This is a genomic window from Calidithermus terrae (genome assembly GCF_003574345.1).
In the GTDB taxonomy this organism is placed as follows: domain Bacteria; phylum Deinococcota; class Deinococci; order Deinococcales; family Thermaceae; genus Calidithermus; species Calidithermus chliarophilus.
On record NZ_QXDL01000415.1, the window covers coordinates 1 to 1,422 of the forward strand.

The following is a 1,422-nucleotide window of genomic DNA, read 5'->3' on the forward strand; positions in this document are numbered from 1 at the left end:
CCATCGGGCAGTACGCGGCGGTGGACCGCGAGAGCGGGGTGGGCCTGCTGCGGGCGGCTTGCGAGCGCCTGCGGGGGCAGGGCTGCGCGCGGGCGGTGGCCCCGCTCGACGGGAGCACCTGGTTCGGCTACCGCTGGGTGGTCGAGACTTCGGAAGAGCCGCCCTTCCTGCTCGAGCCGCGCAACCCGCTCGAGTACGCCGGCTGGGCGCGGGAGGCGGGCTTCACGCCCTGGCAGACCTACCGCTCGACGCTGCACACCGCCCACGTCCCCGACCCCCGCGCGGCGGAGCTCGAGGCCCGCTTCGCCCGGCTCGGCCTGCGCCACCCCGTGCCCCGGACGCTCGAGGCCGACCTGCGCGGCATCCACGCCCTCTCCAACGCGGCTTTCGTGGGTAACCCGCTGTTCAGCCCGCTGGACTGGCCCGCCTTCGAGGCCCTCTACCGCCCGCTGCTGAGCAAGGTGCCGCCGGAGTGGGTCTGGGTCGCCGAGGACGGGGGCCGCACGGTGGGCTTCCTGCTGAGCCTGCCCGACCCCACCCAGCCGGGCACCCTCATCGCCAAGACCCTCGCCATCGCGCCGGGGCGGGAGTACGCGGGGCTGGGGCGCTGGCTGGCCGAGTGCTTCTACCGCCAGGCCTTCGGGGCGGGCTTCCGGCGCGTCATCCACGCGCTGATGTGGGAGTCCAACCGCTCGACCAACCTGCAGGGCCACGGGCGGGTGATCCGGCGCTACGCGCTGTTCGCACGCGAACTATGAACCTCGTCGAACTGCTGCTCGAGCGCGCCCGCGCCCACCCCGACAAGCCCGCCATCCTCGAGGAGGGGGGCACGCTGAGCTACGGGGAGCTCGTGGCGGGAGCCTCGGGGCTGGCGGCCCGCCTGCGGGCGAAGGGCATCGGCCGGGGCGACCGGGTGTTGGTGCTGGTGCCGATGAGCGCGCAGCTCTACCTGACCCTGGCCGCGCTGTGGTCGCTGGGGGCGGTGGTGGTGTTCGTGGACCCCGGCCTGGGGCGGCCCGCCTTCGAACACGCCCTGGGGCTGGCCCGGCCCAAAGCCCTGATCGGGGTCCCCAAAGCCTTCCTGCTGTGGCCGCTCTCGCCGGGCTTGCGCCGGGTGCCGCTCAAGCTGCTGGCGACCCGCCCGGCCGGCGGGGGCGCCCTCGAGCCCCTCCCCCTCGAGCCCTCCGCCCCCGCGCTCGTCACCTTCACCTCGGGCTCCACCGGCAAGCCCAAGGCCGCCGGGCGCACCCACGGCTTCCTGCTGGCCCAGCACGCCGCTTTGCAGGACCTGCTGGCCAACCGCTGGAGCTATGGGGGGAACGGCAGCGGAACCCGCCCCGACCCCGCCACCGTGGCGAGCGACCTGGCGACCGTCGCGAGCCAGCTCCAGACCGAGGTAAACAGCCTGGTGTGCGACCTCAA

2 protein-coding genes are annotated in these 1,422 nt (G+C 74.6%); both read left to right on the forward strand.

Annotated features, from left to right (window positions below):
- The coding region (locus Mterra_RS21245; RefSeq protein ID WP_147373040.1) for a GNAT family N-acetyltransferase at positions 1–758 on the forward strand (758 nt) is incomplete at its 5' end.
- Positions 755–1,422, forward strand: a 668-nt coding sequence (locus Mterra_RS21250) for an AMP-binding protein (RefSeq protein ID WP_147373042.1), incomplete at its 3' end; no start/stop codon positions are given. The genes Mterra_RS21245 and Mterra_RS21250, both read left to right, overlap by 4 nt.